Genomic DNA, 14,824 nt, shown 5'->3' with positions numbered 1-14,824 from the left:
TGCTGAGCTTTCTGCTGATTAGATGCGGCGGCTGTGAGCGCGGTGGTCCCTTAAGGGTCGAGGTGGGGTGGGCGAGGGGCGGAGGGAGGAACGGGACGGGCCACCATGATCCCCAGGGCGCTGTCCACTTGCTGAAGATAGCGAGTCAAATCCGGGGCCAGTCGAACGGACCCGCCGGGTGAGGCGTGAATTAGACCCGGTTTACCCGTTGGGGCAGTATAGATCAAACCCGTGTGGGTGACATCTAGATAGGGAACTGCCGTCGCGACGGCAATGATATCGCCAGGCTGGAGCTGCGCCTCAATTTGGCGAACTTGTGGCGTGGGGATGTAGAAGCGGGACACGGAGGCCAGCCGATCTTCCATCTGCACAATGCAATTGTAGAGGTCGGGGTCGGTGATCTGGGGATACTGCTGCCGATGACGGCTCATGAACTGGAGTGGGGTGGGGTGCGATCGCCCCCCGAACTGGCGCGTTAAGTTTTGCACCTGCCCCCGTTGCTGATTGTCCTCAATCCAGTCTGAAAAATAGTGTAACCGGCTGCAATATCCCTGCCGCTGCCCCTGGCGATAACGATGGGATGCGATCGCTTGCGTGAATACCTCGGCGGAAGGGCGGGCTGGGGCGCTCACGAAGCTTTGGGCTAGGGCCAGCACCGTCTCCACAAACAGCACGCAGTCGAACTGGGTGAGGGAAACCACGAGGGGTTCCGCTGAGGACTGGTCTAACAGCCCCGCCTGATAGGGGCGTCCGAGCAGCTGCATAGCAAAGTGCTGCAAAATTTGACCGTAGGGCTGCGCGGAGATCCGCTGCTGCTGTGCTGTGGCCATGATCTGGTCAAACTGCTGGCGATCGCGGGCCGTTAGGACGGAGGCAAGGGGAGCAGTACGGGACTGGATCATCCCCCTCGGCAGCCAGATTCCAGCCGATCGCTGAGGAGTCTGGCGGGCTATGGACCCTGCACTGATGCGAGGCCGATGGGCCGCCGAGATGGGGAGAACCCCCAGGCTAAATGCTGCCGTGAGCCCCCAGAGGCTGATTGTTCTGAGCATTTTCTCTCCCCGGCCCTAAGGATCAAACTGGTGGCCACAGCTAGAACAAAAGCGATCGCTGGGTTGGACCGGGGCACCACATTGTGAGCAAAAATTACGCCGGGGCCCCGTCTGCGCTGCCGGAGTCAGGGGTTGTCCCATACGCATTTCCATATTGCCCATGCGCATTTCCATGGGCTTGAGGCTCATGTTGCCCATTTGTAGGGGCGGCATCGCGGGCAGGGGAGTCATGGGCGGCAGCGGCTCCAAGGGAGGGATTTCGGAGAGTCCTGGCATCGTGGCCGCTTCCGTTAGCTGAATCTGTTCAGCCTGCTGGAGCGGCGGCAGCGATGAGGCGGCCTGGAGGGTTTGTCCTTGCACCTGAATCACTCGGGGACCTTGCGCCGTTTGTAGCGTGATGAAGATGCCCTGGGGCGATCGCAGAACTTGGGGTGGCTCAGTCCAGGCTCCGGTCCGGAAGGACTGGCTCGACTGCTGCTGCTGCCCCGGCGCGCTCAGGATTGAAATCACCGTGGTTTGTTCACCTTGAAAGGTGAGATACAGTTTTTGCCCTGTGCTGATATCGCAAACGTACACCATGGCATTGCCTCCCCAGCGGGTTTCAAGCATTCTCATTCTATCTGGGTTTCCTTAAAGGGTCCCAGGGAGATTTGTTAAAGGCGCCGCTTGCAAGCCTGAGGCTTAGGTCCATTCTGGGGGGCATCGCGTCTGGAACGTCGGCCTTTCGGAATGCTTCCCAAATTATCTCGGCTTATTAGAGCCATTAGGAATGTTCAGGCCCTGGAGATCATAAAGACAAAGATCTATGCTTTTATATAATTCAATAGTAGATAATCAATTTATTGATTGATTTCTATGAAAGCCATCGGTGGACATCCAGGATTTATCCAGGGGAGGAGAAGCAAATGGCGTGGTTTCTGTTTGTGGTTGCGGCCTGTGGGCTGGTGCTGCTAGGGAAGGGCGTAAGCCGAATTGATCAGGTTTACGGACTTTCTATCTACGGTGCGAGCGTTTTTTCGGGTCTCTGGGGGTTTGCCATCGCCCCTGCCTCGGCCCAGTTGGGGTTGGAGGTGCTGGTTTTGGGCTGGGTGCAGGCCCGATGTTTGCGTCCTTAAAGGATCGTAAACCGCCAAAACCAGAGGAGGAGCGAGGCAGTCAACCGCTCACAACAGAGTTTGTCCAAAGATTTGCATAAAGATTTGCATGAGGTTGTTTGAGGGTATTGATCATGCTGACTGCAACTGAGTTACAGTTTCCGTCTATCAGCGCAATTCCATGGGGATTGCCCTCGCCATTGGCCACGGTGCCAGCGGCGGATACGGCCCCCTTTGTGTTGATTGGTGTTTTGCTCAGTCTCGTGGTGGTTTACCTCACCAGTAAGCTGGGAGGGGAGCTGTCCAAGCGATTTAATTTACCTCCGGTGCTGGGAGAACTGGTGGGGGGCGTGGTGATCGGGGTTTCGGCGCTGCACCTGCTGGTATTTCCTGAAAATGGCGCCGCTGCAGGTGATTCTCAGCTCATGACCCTGGTGCAGTGGCTGGGACACCTCACCCCAGAGGCGATCGCGACCATCTTCGAGAGCCAGAGCGAGGTGATCTCCGTCCTCGCTGAGCTAGGGGTGATTGTGCTGCTGTTTGAGATTGGTCTAGAGTCTGACCTGCGTGAACTGGGGAAGGTGGGATACCAGGCAGCGGTGGTGGCCGTGGTGGGTGTGAGCGCGCCCTTTGCCCTGGGCACCTTAGGGCTGATTGCCCTCTTCCACGTGCCCGTTATTCCCGCCATCTTTGCCGGAGCCGCCCTGACCGCGACCAGTATCGGCATTACGTCCAAAGTCCTCTCGGAGCTGGGACATCTCAAGTCGCGGGAGGGACAGATTATTGTCGGGGCCGCGGTGATTGATGACGTGTTGGGGATTATTGTTTTGGCAGTGGTGGCTAGCCTTGCCAAAACCGGGGAAGTGGACCTGCTCAACGTGGCCTACTTGATCCTGAGCGCCACCGGGTTTTTGCTGGGAGCCATTCTGCTGGGACAGTTTTTTAACAAAAGCTTTGAATCCATTGCCGAGCGGCTGCAAACGCGCGGAGCGCTGCTGATTCCGGCCTGTACCTTTGCATTGGTCATGGCCATCTTGGCAAGCACGATTCATCTGGAAGCGATTCTGGGTGCCTTTGCCGCAGGCCTGGTCCTCGATGAAACAGATAAACGCAAGGAGCTCGATCAGCAGGTGATGCCCATCGCTGACCTGCTGGTGCCGATCTTTTTTGTGTCGGTGGGGGCTAAGGCCGACTTGAGCGTGCTTAACCCTGCGGTGGCAGACAATCGCGCTGGCTTAGGATTGGCCGCATTTCTAATTGCCATCGCCATTGTTGGCAAGCTCGTAACGGGGTGGGCCGTCTTTGGGCAACCGGGGATTAACCGCTTTGCCATTGGGGCCGGCATGATTCCCCGCGGGGAGGTGGGTCTGGTCTTCGCCGGAATCGGTACAGCTAGCGGGGTGCTCAGTAAGCCCCTGGAAGCTGCCATTATTGTCATGGTCATTCTCACGACCTTCCTGGCTCCGCCCCTCTTGCAGTGGGCCTTCCAATCGCGGGAGAATGAGCTGGCCGTTGAGGAAGTTACCCCTGGGGTAGAGCTTGTGCGCTTGGAGGATTAGACCGATGGCCGTTCTAGAGGCATTTATCTTTGCCACGATCCTATGCGGATTTTTCGGAATCATTTTGAAAAAAAACTTAATGATGAAAATTATCGCGATGGACGTCATGAGCACGGGGGTGATTGCCTTCTACGTGCTGGTGGCTTCTCGGAGCGGCCTTTTTACGCCCATTGCTGGGTCTCAGGAGAACGTGGCCTATGCAGACCCCGTGCCCCAGGCTGTGATCCTCACAGCCATTGTGATTGGATTTTCAATTCAGGCCCTGATGCTGGTGGCGGTGATGAAACTGGCGCGGGATAATCCCACCTTGGACAGCCGCGATATCGAGCAGCACTACACGCCATGACTGCCCTGACGATTGTTTGGATTGCGCTGCCCTTTTGGGTGGGGTTCAGCATTTATCTGCTGCCCCGCCTGGACCGCAGCCTGGCTCTGGGAGTGGCCATTGCCTCCTTGGGCTACGGGATGATTCCCTTGCTAACTTCGACCTCCCTGAGCCTGCAGCTCATCGATCGCTTTGGGGTGACGCTGCAGGTCGATGCCCTCAGCGGCTTTTTTATTGTCACCAATGCCCTGGTGACCCTGGCGGTGATTCTTTACTGCTGGGGGCGCGAGGACAATACCTTTTTCTACACTCAGACGATTTTGCTGCACGGCAGTGTCAACGCGGTGTTTATCTGCGCCGATTTGATGAGTCTGTACGTGGCCCTAGAGGTGATCGGCATTGCGGCATTTCTGATGTTGGCCTATCCCCGCAGCGAAAGATCCATTTGGGTGGGGTTACGCTATCTGTTTGTCAGCAATACGGCCATGCTGTTTTTTCTGCTGGGGACGGTGCTGGTGTATCAAGAGAACCAGTCCTTTGCCTTTAGCGGACTCCAGAATGCTTCCAACGAGGCGATCGCCCTTATTTTAATTGGCCTACTCAGCAAGGGAGGCATCTTCATCTCAGGGCTGTGGCTACCGCTAACCCACGCAGAAGCAGAAACTCCGGTGTCGGCGATGCTCTCCGGGGTGGTGGTGAAAACCGGTGTGTTTCCGCTGGTGCGCTTTGCCCTGATGGTGCCTGACCTCGACCCGTTGATTCGGGGATTTGGGGTGGCCACGGCGCTGCTGGGAGTGGGCTATGCCGTTTTTTCCAAGGACAGCAAACGAATGCTGGCCTTTCATACGGTGTCCCAGTTGGGGTTTGTGCTGGCGGCCCCTGAGGTGGGCGGGTTTTACGCCCTCACCCATGGCTTGGTGAAGGCTGCGCTCTTTCTGGTGGCGGGGAACCTCCCCAGCCGCGATTTTAAGGTGCTCAAGCACACGCCCATTGCTCTACCCCTCTGGATCGCCCTGGCGATCGCCAGCTTTTCCATTTCGGGGTTTCCGCTGCTGGCCGGGTTTGGGGCCAAGGTTTTAACGCTCAAAAATCTGCTCCCCTGGCAGGGAATTGGGATGAATATTGCCGCCTTTGGGACGGCGATTTCCTTTGCTAAATTTATTTTCCTGCCCCACGGTGGCGAGGCAGACCTCAAACCAGGCTTCTGGCCGGCGATGGCCGTTTTGCTGGGGGGATTAATTCTGGCCAACGGGGTTTACTATGAGGCCTATACCCTGACCAGTACCCTCAAGCCGCTGATCACGATTGGGTTGGGTTGGCTCGCCTATGGCTTGGTTTTCAGACGGCTGAGCGTGCGCCTCCCCCGGCTGCTGGAGCGCTTTGATCACCTGATTGGCATGATGATTGTGGTGTTGTCCTTACTTTTCTGGATGATGTGGGCATGATTGGCTTTCTCGATATTGCTCTGCGGCTCACCATTTGGTTCCTGCTCACCGCGGATTTGAGTCCTGCCAATATCATTATTGGGGTAGCCATTGCGCTGCTTTTACCGCGTCGCGCTACGGCTCCCGGCGTGCTCAAAGATGGCCTGCGGGTTGCCTGGGACATTCTGATTGCCATTCCCGTCGCCTACATCGAGGCCATTGAGATGATCCTGCGTCCCCATCGCCACGAAAAAATGGTTCGAGAGCGGGTCAAGCCGAATCGGACTCCGGGGCTGATTTTCCTGGATATTTTTCTGATTACTTTTACGCCCAAGTCCATCGTCACCCAATATCAGGAAGACGGCTGGTATGAGGTTCATCGCGTTACCCGGAGAAATGCCCCATGAACTGGGTTCTGCTTGCCATGATTTTAATTCTGCTGATTCCCATCGCAGAGGCCTGTCGCAGTCAGAGCATTTGGCCTAAAATGCTGGCCTTTGCCAGTATTGCCACCAAGACCTCAGTGATGATTCTGGTCATTTCTGTGCTGCGCGATGACTGGATGATTGGCGTGGTGGGAGTGCTGATTCTCAGCGTCGGCAATGCCGCCTTGATGCTTTTGGCCCATATTCTCAGACGGATGAACGAAGCATGATTGAAGGGTTTAGCGATGTCTGTATTGGCGGGGGGCTGCTGTTTTGGCTCTGGGGCACGCTTCCCATTTTGGGCCGTCGTTCGGTGCTCTTTAAGCTGCACAGTCTTTCCGTTGCCGATACCCTGGGATCGATGAGTATTATTACAGGGCTGTTGCTTAAAATTTCGCGGGAATGGCCGTTGCTCCTCTTGGCGATCCTTTCCCTGGCGATTTGGAATACGGTTTTGGGCTACGTTCTGGCCTACTGTTCCAGTTCTGGAGGGCAAAATGACTGAGGAGGTTTACATTCTGGCGATCGCGGCCTTGATGCCCCTGACCGCAAGCTTGCTACTGGTGCAGACCAATCCCTACCATGCTCTGGTGATTCGCGGAATTCTCGGGGCGGTGGCGGCCTTGGTCTATGCCCTATTTGGAGCCGCGGATGTGGCCCTAACCGAGGCGCTGGTGGGGACGATGCTCTCGATTACCCTCTATGCGATTGCTGTGCGATCTTCGTTGAGAATGCAGCTTGGGATTTTAGAAACCGAAGGGCAAGCGTCCCTGGCCCAGACGCAAGAAGGTCAGCAGCTGATCACAACCATGCAGCAGGCAATTTCAAGCCATCATCTGCGTCTGGAACTGGTGCCCTTCAGCCAGATCCAGGATTTACAATCGGCCCTGCGCAAGCGAGAGGTTCATGCCACTTTGGTGCGGTTACCGGAGGGGGAGGCCTCGGATGGCCCCTCAGACTCAGCGTCTTACCAGTGCCAGGTTCGAGTGCAGCGGTTGGCTGAACTGCTAGATCCGCAGTTGTCCCCGCAAGGGGTGCGTTTGGTGCAGGTTTTCCCTGAGGCCTCGGTCTCACCCTCTCCGGCGTCCTCGGCCGCTGTGGACCCAAGCGGTGGTGCGCCCAATCTACAGATGGGAGGTGAAGCATGAAGTGGATTTATATCGTGGCGGGACTGCTGTTTTATCTAAAAATGCTGCTGGTTCCCAGTTTGGGCAGTGAAACAAGCGAATTGGACATTGTGAGCGCTATTGTAGAAGATAGCGGCGTGCCAAACGCGGTATCGGGCGTTATTTTTAGAAATCGCCTCTACGATACGGTGTTTGAGGTGATCGTGTTTACCCTGGCGATCATGGGCGTTCGCTATCTGCTGGCCAATGAACAGCCCACCACCACGGTGTACCAGTTTACCGATCATCCATCGGTGGTATTGGCGAGGCTGGGCGCCACGATTGCCGCCTTGATTAGTATTGAACTGGCCATTCGGGGGCATTTGAGCCCTGGCGGCGGATTTGCAGCGGGCGTTGCTGGGGGAACGGCCATTGGACTGATTGCCATTACCGCTTCCTCCACCTGGATGGAGCGCATTTATCGGCGCTGGAACGCTGCGGTGATTGAAAAGGTTTCGGTCTTAGTTTTTATCGCCATCGCGGTTCTCAGTCTTCTGGGGATTGAACTGCCCCACGGAGAACTAGGCCGACTGCTGAGCGGCGGCTGGATTCCAATCCTGAACCTGTTGGTTGCGGCCAAGGTCACCCTCGGCGCCTGGGCAGCTGTGCTGCTGTTTATCCGATATCGAGGCTTAATCTAGGGCCGATCGCGACCTGATTGCTGCGGGTCTGGGGCAGTCAGAAACCTGCCTGTGCCAAGTCGGGGCGCGCGCCGCAAGATTGGTCCTGCTCATCCAACCCGCCTGACAGAAGGATTGGGGATTTCTGGGGGCATTCCACGGATTGGCGACCTGACCGGGAGTGGATTCGTCACCCTGGCCGGTGAACCCGTTAAAGTCAAAGGAACGGGGGCAAGCTTCCCTCGGCTCTGTTGGATGAATAGTTTTGATGTTGACGACTTCCCCGGATTCGAACATGCCGCGACCGCTGTGGAAAGGCCCCGGCTGGGCGCTGATCATTCTCCTGCTGTGGATGGCGAGCTTAGCGGTTATGGGGCGATCGCTAGGGGCGATGCGACCGGAAGCGATCGCCGGTTTAATTGCGGTTCGCGCCTTCCTCCATACGGGCCTGTTTGTGGTGGCCCATGATGCCATGCATGGCAGCCTGTTTCCCGGCCGTTGGCGCTGGAATCGCACCGTGGGCCAAATTTTCCTGGGGCTATATGGGCTGATTGATTACGACCACTGTGCTCAAAACCATGGAAAACACCATCGCTTTCCGGGACAAGATCGCGATCCAGATTTTCACGCGCCGGGCGATCGCCCGCTGCTCTGGTATTTTCGCTTTATCCGAGCCTACTATTCACTGGGACAATTTTTGGTGCTACTGGGGATTTGGCTGTTGATTTTAGTGACCCTCCAGTCCTGCGGGGTGGGTTCAGTTCCCCACTTTCTCCTCTTTTGGGTGCTGCCCCAGGTGATCAGCGCGGTGCAGTTGTTCCTGTTTGGCACCTATTTGCCCCACCGCCGCACTGGGAGTTCGGTTCCGGGAAGCATTCAGAGCCTGGCCTACCCCCCCTGGCTTTCCTTTTTAGCCTGCTATCACTTTGGCTATCATGGTGCCCACCATCGGTTTCCCACGGTTCCCTGGTTCGATCTGCCCCGGATTCAGGGGGCGAATCAGGAGTCGGCCTGCCAGTCTGGGCAAACCAAACTAGCCTCCCAGCCCCGTGGATGGATGGCACAGATTAACCGGCTGCGGGTTACCGGGGTAGAGCCGTAGGCCACGCCATGGTAGTGCTGACACCCGCGACAGGGTAAGGGTGGGTCCGAGGGATCGGGCGGCAGAAAGCCCACCTGCGATCGCAAAATTTGCTCCCGACGCTGCTGTTTCCGCCAGCGATGGTGCATCTTTACAAACAGCCGTTGATTTGCCTGTGAAAAAGGATTGTAAGCCATCTGCTGCCCTGGCCAAACTCAGCCCCATTGATTGCAGAGAAATTTCCCTGTGTTGTTTTCTTCTCTCAGCTTAGTCCAGGAGAGGCAACGAGGCGTCCGCCACGGCAGTTGAATCGGGTTGTGGAGAAGTGCTGGCTCCGAGGTGCTGCCGCACCGTACGGTCCCCCCAAAGATAGGCATTGATCCAGGTGAGTAAGACTTGCAGACGACTCAGGTAACCGGGAAGATACACCCAGTGAACCATCAGCCACATCAACCAGGGAATAACTCCCACCAGTGGAATCGGGCCAATTTGACCGATGCCCGCATAGCCGCCGATGATGGCCAATCGTCCCTTATTCAGGTAGCGGAAACGGCGTAAGGGGCGCTGCGCCATCTGCCGCCGCAGATTGCAAGCCGTGGCCACACCCTGTTGCAGGGCTACCGGAGCGACGCCCGCAAGGGGCTGTCCCCGTCCCTGCACCTCAGCCACATCGCCAATGGCATAGATCTCAGGATGATCGATCAGCTGCAGGGTGGGGCGAACCTGAAGCCTTTGACTGGGAGATCGCTGGAGCGTCGGAGCGCTGATTGGCACCACAGGTGTGACCCCAGCGGCCCAGATAACGGTGGCGGTATGGATCTGCGTGCCCTCTTGCAGATGCACGGCGGTGGCGGTAATGGCCTCCACTCTTGTTCCCAGATGCACGGTGACGCCCATCTTCCGGAGTCGCTTCAGGGTATATTGCCCCAGATGCCGTGGAAATTCTGCCAGCAGTGTTAATCCGGTGTGGAGGAGGGTGACGCGAATCAAGCGGGGATCTAAATGGGGATAGTCACGGCGCAGGGTTCCTTGCATCAGCTCCACCAGGGCACCGGCCATTTCCACGCCGGTGGTGCCTCCCCCCACAATGGTGAAGGATAATAGTTCTTGCTGCTTATGGGGATTGGATTCCCAGGCGGCCTGCTCAAAGCATCCCAGGATATGATTTCGCAGCTGAATGGCATCGTCCAGGGTTCCCAGGGGCAGTGCATAGTCCTCGGCGCCGGGGAGGGTATGGAGGCGTAGCTGACTGCCGGTGGCTAGAACCAGATAGTCGTAGTCTAGGGAGCCGCGATTCGTCTCGACTCGCTGGTGGCGCGGGTCAATGGCCTGGACCTCGGCGTGAACAAAGCGCAGATTGGGATGGCGGCGCGTCAGGGTCTGCACCGGCAGGGCAATCAGTTCCGGAACCAAGGTGGCGGTTGCCACTTGATACAGGAGGGGCACAAAGGTGTGGTAGGCGTGGCGGTCGACCAACCAGACCTCAGCGGGAGCCCCTCCCAGGGAAAGGGCCGTTTGCAGGCCACCGAATCCGGCACCAATCACGATAATCTTGGGGCGTTTGGACATGCTTCTGAGGAATAAAGGGGCCAGTGACCCGAGGGCCAGTGACCCGATGATACAAAATGGGGCCTAGTCCCGTCGTCCCTGCTCTGGATCGCTTCAAGTTATACAAGACTTTGCGCAGAATCACGGTGGAAATGAGTCTGGATTATTTTTATTTTTGGGAATAAATCAGTCAATAGGACTGTCTCACCTTCAATGGGCGCAGGGATTCTCCTATTGGCGCTTGATTCGGAGTAACCATGACCCACGAACTTGCTGACCTTCCCGCCCAAGACTGCTGCTCTAGTGATAATCCTGGCTCAGTACGGCAGCCGGATTTGCAGTTACTGTCCCTGACGGCAGACACCGACATTGGCGATTTACGAATGGTTGAAGCCTACGACAGGTTTGTCCTTGACGAACAATCAGCCATTCCATTCACGATTCGACTGCTGGAAAATCCCAAAAGCCCGATTGCTTTTCCCGGCAGCGTGGATCTAAAGGGGCATGATTATCTGCATCTGCTGCTGAATCGGGGAATTACGCTCTGGGATGAGGCCTTTGTGGTGGGATTTACCATGGGGAACTGTGATCGGCTGCGTCCCCATCACATTTACTGGTATAAGGTCCTGTCCACGGCCCTATTCCCGCAAAAGTTCCGGTTCAATCGGTCTCACTTTAAGGCCTACGATCTAGGGGTGATGTACGGTCAGAAGGTGCCGCAGAAGAATCTGCACCGGGTTAACTTTGAGCAGTATGCCCACCTGTGTATTGGAGAGGTGCGACGGATGTTTTCCATTGATCTGCAAGAGATTCAGATGCTGTGGAATGCTGAGCGACTGCTCGTGAATTAGCGCGTAAATTAGCGCGTGAATTTGCTTGCATCGGGGCGCGGTTTAGCCTCAGGGGGCAGTTTAGAAGAGGTGCAGGACTTCATCCTCCTCCGCAATCAGGCGCGAGGCTTTCCCGGATACGATCCAGGCGATTCCAAAGGCTCCCAAGGCGATCGCTTCTCCCCAGTAGATGATCTTGGCAGACTCCACTACATCGCCGGGAAGCACGGCATTGGCGATTACCATTGCCGCCATGCACAAAATCATGGTGGTCCCGCAGAGCAGGTAGATTTTGCTGCGGAGTCCTTTTTTGCCGCGCTTTCCTTTGATGTCTTGTCGAAAGGGAATGAAGCAAAAGTAAGCCAGAATCACGAACAGGAGCGCCGCCGCGAGGTAATGAAGGGTGGCAGTGGGGCTGCCTGGGCAATCTTTACAAGCGGTGGGAAAAATCGCCACCCCTATGGCCGCAATCGAAGCTACGTCACTGGCGATCGCCTCTGTTTTAGAGTTGCCATTGTAGGCCCACAGAAAACTGCCCACAATAAACAGCATTCCCACAAACATATCCCTTGCCTCTGTGTAGTAGGACGCACTGATTGAAGACAAGGGGCTTGAGGACAAAATGCTCACGACAAAGGGCAAGGCAAGGGCAATGATGCCCATCAATAATCTGAGCGCACGGTAGTCAAATACCTTGTTTTTCCGGTTTGAGGAATTACTCATCGTTCATTCTCAACCAAGGGTATATCGAGGGGCTTGGATTGGGATTAATCTTAGGTCTTTCCCTGAAATTCCGAGTCAATCTACATATTTAATTAATGAATTACTCGGTTTTTTTATGCTGTTGATTACAGTTAAAAAATCTTGAACGGAGAGGTTTGCGGCAATATTAACGGCGGCGGCTTGCTCTAGAAAATACGGAACAGGCGGTAGACTACCTCGGCAATCAGGTTGGGTGAGCGATCGATCAAGCTAGCGGAAATCCCCTTTTCAGGGGGAGATTAGCAGCATTCCCGATCTGGACGTGTCCCCTCTGCTGTTGACCCCTGTAGTGATTGACCTGAAAATATTCCGACTTTTAGCAAGGAGTTTCCGACTTTTTCAGATTGACAATTTTTGAAAGGATAGAGACTATATTTTGTGGCAAGAGATTTTTCTGCCCTTAGGTCATTTAGAAGAAACCGATCTTGCCGAATGCAGTTCATTAATTGTGGAGCGGACGCATGAGCGCGGAGATTATTCAGGACTTGATGGCTGACAAAGGATTCGGGGGGCTGGGTCAGCAGGTGTTAGGTCGTCGAGGGATGAAGCAGTTTGATTCTAAGCTTGAAGGCGATTTTCTGATTGGAGAACAGCAGGAAGTCTGGATGAATCACTTGGAAACATCTAATCCGGGTGAATATTCCAAATCTTTAAAGGCGGATCTACCCAAAGGCAATGACTTTGGCCTAGGAAAAGAAAGGATGGATCAGGATTCACATGTCGATCTCCTAGAAACTCACAACGAAAAGGAGATCTGGAAGGAGAAAAAGCAGAGAACACAGATTTTACCTGCCGATCAAAAAATTAAGGGGCTGACGCAGCAGGAATTAGCTGATTTATGGTGGTCTATAGTATTTTCTACGCCTTTAGGAGATGTGCCATTCTTCTCGACTGGTGATCTCCAAGATCCCCGAGGCAGACGTGGTACCCTAGAAAGCCACGAGAAATTCCAAGCACGTTCGCCACAAGGAGTTTATTTTTTGGGCGGACTTTTTGGATCCGAATCTGTAGAGCGGACAATTGTGGCACAGCCTAATTCCGTATATTTTGCACCCTTTATTAATACCGCATTTGATAACACGACAGATGATACTAGTACTAGTCCTTCTAATGAATTCCCAGGAGGTTATGCATTAACCCCGAAACATGCGGAAGATTTAAAGACAAGTGGGATAACCCCTAGGAAATTTGTTACTCCTGAAGAAGTATATAATTCTGGACTCGAATATCTTTCGAGTACATTTCTCCCAGAAGACCAATTTTTATTCGTAAATGGCAAAGATTTTACTCCTGCAAATATTGAAGATTATCGACAAGAAACTGATGATGTGGGTTATGATCTCCTCCCTCGTCATACTGGTGAACTATCTGGCTCTAAATTTTTAGCAGATCCAGATCTTATTTTGAATCCTGAAGCATCTGATACCAATACAGACCCATATAAATTTCCAGAACTGTTAAGTCTAAATCCAAACTACGAAAATTTAGTGGTGCCTTTTGTACAGACTGGTTACTACTTCGGGCTTAAATTAGCGAGTAGTTCCCAGATTGTCCAATTTGGTGGAGGTCTGCCTGCCAAAGGATTTGAACAAAACATAACTTACAACTTACTAAATCCAATTGAAGGCAATAACAAGAGCAATCACCTCAGGGGAACTTCTAAAGGAGACTATCTGGATGGCAAAAACGGAAATGATAAGCTTTTCGGGAAAGATGGAGATGACTTATTAGTAGGTGGAAATGGTCGAGACTGCCTTAATGGTGGGCGTGGCGACGATGAGCTTTGGGGCGATAAAGGTCTGGATAAATTTATCTTCAATCGTGGTTTCGGAAAAGATACTATCTTTGATCTGGAAACAAATGAGTTAATCTATATCAATGGGTTTAATGAGTCCCCAGAAGTCGCTGAGCTACCTTTAGAAAGCGGAGTTTTAGCCACTCAAATAAAATTTAATGAGCAAGATGTACTGACCTTGGTCGGTGTTGAGCCAGAGGCTATTAGCATCAATCTTGATAAAAATATTATCAAGGCGATCGGAAATATCTAATTTTCAAAATCAGAGGTGGTTTGAAACGTCTCTCCAGACTCTGCATTCGCCCCCGATCCCCAAGCTTGAGAGATTAAAGCCCTCCGGGCATACCGGAATGGGGGCGTGTGCAATGAGTTGAACACTTCTCAAACAGCCTCTCAGTCGTAAGAAACTCTAAAAGTGTAGCCAAATGCGGTCTTAAGGAGAAACTGAAAATGGCTGATTTTCTATTGAAAAACCAGGTGATCGTGACTGAATTCGACGACGATTCCGATGGTATTATTGATTCTAGAAGGACTGAAAAATTTACTTACGATCACAATGGCAATCTAACTAGCTCGGTGACTGAATTCGACAATGATTCCGATGGTATTATTGACTCTAAAACGAATGAAAAATTCACTTACGATCGCAATAGCAATCTAACTAGTTACCTGAGTGAATATGATTCAGATGGTGATGGCAATGTTGACTCTAGAACCACTGTAGATCATACCTACGACAAGAAGGGTAATCTAATTGGCTCGGTGAATGAATATGACGATAATGGCGATGGTATTATTGACTATAAGATTGTCGACAAATTTACCTATGATAGCAATGGTAATCGAACTAGTTATCTGAGTGAATCTGACTATGATGGAGATGGCATCATTGACAATAGATTTATTGAAAAATCAACATCAACCTATGATAGCAATGGTAATCGAACTAGTTACCTGAGTGAATCTGACTATGATGGAGATGGCATCATTGACAGTAGATTTATTGAAAAATCAACTTATGATAGCAATGGTAATCGAACTAGTTATCTGAGTGAATCTGACTATAATGGAGATGGCATCATTGACAGTAGATTTATTGAAAAATCAACTTATGATAGCAATGGTAATCGAACTAGTTATCTG

General features: G+C 53.3%; 17 protein-coding genes. 13 read left to right on the top strand and 4 right to left on the bottom strand.

What is annotated here, in order from left to right; all coding sequences use genetic code 11:
- Positions 1 to 50 precede the first annotated feature (50 nt).
- Together QQ91_RS04300 and QQ91_RS04295 are read right to left on the bottom strand one after the other, a co-directional pair.
- Positions 51 to 1,052 (bottom strand): N-acetylmuramoyl-L-alanine amidase-like domain-containing protein, encoded by a 1,002-nt coding sequence (locus QQ91_RS04300; protein ID WP_166280473.1) that lies wholly within the window; start codon positions 1,050 to 1,052, stop codon positions 51 to 53.
- 15 nt (positions 1,053 to 1,067) lie between these two features.
- Complete coding sequence (locus QQ91_RS04295; protein ID WP_236096067.1) at positions 1,068 to 1,667, bottom strand: zinc ribbon domain-containing protein; 600 nt, start codon at positions 1,665 to 1,667, stop codon at positions 1,068 to 1,070.
- A gap of 290 nt (positions 1,668 to 1,957) precedes the next feature.
- Here QQ91_RS04295 and QQ91_RS04290 point away from each other — a divergent pair, with 290 nt between their 5' ends.
- The 10 genes from QQ91_RS04290 (at position 1,958) to QQ91_RS04245 (ending at position 8,767) form a co-directional block, all read left to right on the top strand.
- Entirely contained in the window at positions 1,958 to 2,167 is a 210-nt protein-coding gene (locus tag QQ91_RS04290) for a hypothetical protein (RefSeq protein WP_166280471.1), read from the top strand.
- 113 nt (positions 2,168 to 2,280) lie between these two features.
- Positions 2,281 to 3,705 carry a cation:proton antiporter gene (locus QQ91_RS04285; RefSeq protein WP_166280469.1) on the top strand — a complete coding sequence of 475 codons (1,425 nt, stop codon included), beginning with the start codon at positions 2,281 to 2,283 and terminating at the stop codon, positions 3,703 to 3,705.
- Positions 3,706 to 3,709: 4 nt separating this feature from the next.
- Complete coding sequence (locus QQ91_RS04280; protein WP_166280467.1) at positions 3,710 to 4,051, top strand: cation:proton antiporter subunit C; 342 nt, start codon at positions 3,710 to 3,712, stop codon at positions 4,049 to 4,051.
- Positions 4,048 to 5,475: a cation:proton antiporter gene (locus QQ91_RS04275; RefSeq protein ID WP_166280465.1), complete on the top strand. Its 1,428-nt coding sequence runs from the start codon at positions 4,048 to 4,050 to the stop codon at positions 5,473 to 5,475. The genes QQ91_RS04280 and QQ91_RS04275 overlap by 4 nt, the downstream gene beginning before the upstream one ends.
- Positions 5,472 to 5,861 (top strand): Na+/H+ antiporter subunit E, encoded by a 390-nt coding sequence (locus QQ91_RS04270; protein ID WP_166280463.1) that lies wholly within the window; start codon positions 5,472 to 5,474, stop codon positions 5,859 to 5,861. Before QQ91_RS04275 ends, QQ91_RS04270 begins: the two co-directional genes overlap by 4 nt.
- Positions 5,858 to 6,109 carry a hypothetical protein gene (locus QQ91_RS04265; RefSeq protein ID WP_166280461.1) on the top strand — a complete coding sequence of 84 codons (252 nt, stop codon included), beginning with the start codon at positions 5,858 to 5,860 and terminating at the stop codon, positions 6,107 to 6,109. Before QQ91_RS04270 ends, QQ91_RS04265 begins: the two co-directional genes overlap by 4 nt.
- A complete protein-coding gene (locus QQ91_RS04260; protein ID WP_166280459.1) occupies positions 6,106 to 6,384 on the top strand; it encodes a monovalent cation/H(+) antiporter subunit G in 279 nt (92 codons plus the stop codon). The genes QQ91_RS04265 and QQ91_RS04260 overlap by 4 nt, the downstream gene beginning before the upstream one ends.
- Positions 6,377 to 7,027, top strand: coding sequence for a DUF4040 domain-containing protein (locus tag QQ91_RS04255; protein WP_166280457.1), 651 nt, complete (start codon positions 6,377 to 6,379; stop codon positions 7,025 to 7,027). Before QQ91_RS04260 ends, QQ91_RS04255 begins: the two co-directional genes overlap by 8 nt.
- Entirely contained in the window at positions 7,024 to 7,686 is a 663-nt protein-coding gene (locus tag QQ91_RS04250; protein ID WP_166280455.1) for a Na(+)/H(+) antiporter subunit B, read from the top strand. The genes QQ91_RS04255 and QQ91_RS04250 overlap by 4 nt, the downstream gene beginning before the upstream one ends.
- A 247-nt stretch (positions 7,687 to 7,933) precedes the next feature.
- Complete coding sequence (locus tag QQ91_RS04245) at positions 7,934 to 8,767, top strand: fatty acid desaturase (RefSeq protein ID WP_166280442.1); 834 nt, start codon at positions 7,934 to 7,936, stop codon at positions 8,765 to 8,767.
- A gap of 246 nt (positions 8,768 to 9,013) precedes the next feature.
- Here the strand turns inward: QQ91_RS04245 and QQ91_RS04240 are convergent, their stop codons facing one another.
- Positions 9,014 to 10,315: an NAD(P)/FAD-dependent oxidoreductase gene (locus tag QQ91_RS04240; RefSeq protein WP_166280440.1), complete on the bottom strand. Its 1,302-nt coding sequence runs from the start codon at positions 10,313 to 10,315 to the stop codon at positions 9,014 to 9,016.
- 236 nt (positions 10,316 to 10,551) lie between these two features.
- Here QQ91_RS04240 and QQ91_RS04235 point away from each other — a divergent pair, with 236 nt between their 5' ends.
- Entirely contained in the window at positions 10,552 to 11,145 is a 594-nt protein-coding gene (locus tag QQ91_RS04235; protein WP_166280438.1) for a hypothetical protein, read from the top strand.
- Positions 11,146 to 11,205: 60 nt separating this feature from the next.
- On the opposite strand, the gene QQ91_RS04230 is transcribed toward QQ91_RS04235, so the two are convergent.
- A complete protein-coding gene (locus tag QQ91_RS04230) occupies positions 11,206 to 11,847 on the bottom strand; it encodes a hypothetical protein (RefSeq protein ID WP_166280436.1) in 642 nt (213 codons plus the stop codon).
- A 500-nt stretch (positions 11,848 to 12,347) separates the two neighbouring features.
- On the opposite strand from QQ91_RS04230, the gene QQ91_RS04225 reads away from it, so the two are divergent.
- Both QQ91_RS04225 and QQ91_RS04220 read left to right on the top strand, forming a co-directional pair.
- The gene (locus QQ91_RS04225) at positions 12,348 to 13,934 is read left to right on the top strand and encodes a calcium-binding protein (protein ID WP_166280434.1); all 1,587 of its coding nucleotides are present in this window, start codon (positions 12,348 to 12,350) and stop codon (positions 13,932 to 13,934) included.
- Between the two features lie 197 nt (positions 13,935 to 14,131).
- Positions 14,132 to 14,824 (top strand): hypothetical protein (locus QQ91_RS04220; RefSeq protein WP_201277319.1); only part of this gene is annotated, 693 nt, incomplete at its 3' end.

Source organism: Lyngbya confervoides BDU141951, assembly GCF_000817775.3.
Taxonomy (GTDB): Bacteria; Cyanobacteriota; Cyanobacteriia; order Thermosynechococcales; family Thermosynechococcaceae; genus Lyngbya; species Lyngbya confervoides.
This window is presented reverse-complemented; position numbering and strand designations above follow the sequence as displayed.

Bases quoted from the DNA above. Each gene is read 5' to 3' on its own strand.
- QQ91_RS04300 (WP_166280473.1), bottom strand. From the start codon at position 1,052: ATGCTCAGAACAATCAGCCTCTGGGGGCTCACGGCAGCATTTAGCCTG.
- QQ91_RS04295 (WP_236096067.1), bottom strand. From the start codon at position 1,667: ATGAGAATGCTTGAAACCCGCTGGGGAGGCAATGCCATGGTGTACGTT.
- QQ91_RS04290 (WP_166280471.1), top strand. From the start codon at position 1,958: ATGGCGTGGTTTCTGTTTGTGGTTGCGGCCTGTGGGCTGGTGCTGCTA.
- QQ91_RS04285 (WP_166280469.1), top strand. From the start codon at position 2,281: ATGCTGACTGCAACTGAGTTACAGTTTCCGTCTATCAGCGCAATTCCA.
- QQ91_RS04280 (WP_166280467.1), top strand. From the start codon at position 3,710: ATGGCCGTTCTAGAGGCATTTATCTTTGCCACGATCCTATGCGGATTT.
- QQ91_RS04275 (WP_166280465.1), top strand. From the start codon at position 4,048: ATGACTGCCCTGACGATTGTTTGGATTGCGCTGCCCTTTTGGGTGGGG.
- QQ91_RS04270 (WP_166280463.1), top strand. From the start codon at position 5,472: ATGATTGGCTTTCTCGATATTGCTCTGCGGCTCACCATTTGGTTCCTG.
- QQ91_RS04265 (WP_166280461.1), top strand. From the start codon at position 5,858: ATGAACTGGGTTCTGCTTGCCATGATTTTAATTCTGCTGATTCCCATC.
- QQ91_RS04260 (WP_166280459.1), top strand. From the start codon at position 6,106: ATGATTGAAGGGTTTAGCGATGTCTGTATTGGCGGGGGGCTGCTGTTT.
- QQ91_RS04255 (WP_166280457.1), top strand. From the start codon at position 6,377: ATGACTGAGGAGGTTTACATTCTGGCGATCGCGGCCTTGATGCCCCTG.
- QQ91_RS04250 (WP_166280455.1), top strand. From the start codon at position 7,024: ATGAAGTGGATTTATATCGTGGCGGGACTGCTGTTTTATCTAAAAATG.
- QQ91_RS04245 (WP_166280442.1), top strand. From the start codon at position 7,934: ATGTTGACGACTTCCCCGGATTCGAACATGCCGCGACCGCTGTGGAAA.
- QQ91_RS04240 (WP_166280440.1), bottom strand. From the start codon at position 10,315: ATGTCCAAACGCCCCAAGATTATCGTGATTGGTGCCGGATTCGGTGGC.
- QQ91_RS04235 (WP_166280438.1), top strand. From the start codon at position 10,552: ATGACCCACGAACTTGCTGACCTTCCCGCCCAAGACTGCTGCTCTAGT.
- QQ91_RS04230 (WP_166280436.1), bottom strand. From the start codon at position 11,847: ATGAGTAATTCCTCAAACCGGAAAAACAAGGTATTTGACTACCGTGCG.
- QQ91_RS04225 (WP_166280434.1), top strand. From the start codon at position 12,348: ATGAGCGCGGAGATTATTCAGGACTTGATGGCTGACAAAGGATTCGGG.